We start from the raw sequence: 457 nt of genomic DNA on the forward strand, positions 1-457 counted from the left end.
ATACATGATCATCCATGCTAATTTTGTATCTTGACCATAATTTTCAAATGCATAAAAACTGTTTCTCAACGATATCATAATCAGTGCTATCGAACCTGGTATTAACAATACCGTGCCTAAATATTTGATTGACTCTGGAAAGAAACCTACGAATCCTACGAAGAAGAAAACAAAGAATACATTCGTAACTTCCCAAACTGGGTTCAAATAACGTGAAATTAAGTGATTAATTTTCTTTTCATAACCAGTTAACTTTGAATGCAATGCGAAGAAACCTGCCCCAAAATCTATAGAAGCAATAATGATATAGCAAAATAAAAACAACCATAACACTGTTATACCTATAAATGCATAAATCATTTTTCTATTTCTCCTCCTTGCTTCTTGGCTAAGCGATTTACATCTTCATACGCCGGTTTATTTTTAAACATACGAATTAATACGTATGCACATGTAT

Annotated in this window: 1 protein-coding gene; it reads right to left on the reverse strand. The window is 31.9% G+C overall.

Annotated features, from left to right (window positions below; translation table 11 throughout):
- The coding region (locus GPA21_RS20430; RefSeq protein ID WP_211163759.1) for a cytochrome d ubiquinol oxidase subunit II at window positions 1-360 on the reverse strand (360 nt) is incomplete at its 3' end.
- Between the last annotated feature and the right edge of the window lie 97 nt (window positions 361-457).

The sequence above is a fragment of the Azoarcus taiwanensis genome, assembly GCF_012910885.1.
In the GTDB taxonomy this organism is placed as follows: Bacteria; Pseudomonadota; Gammaproteobacteria; order Burkholderiales; family Rhodocyclaceae; genus Azoarcus_F; species Azoarcus_F taiwanensis.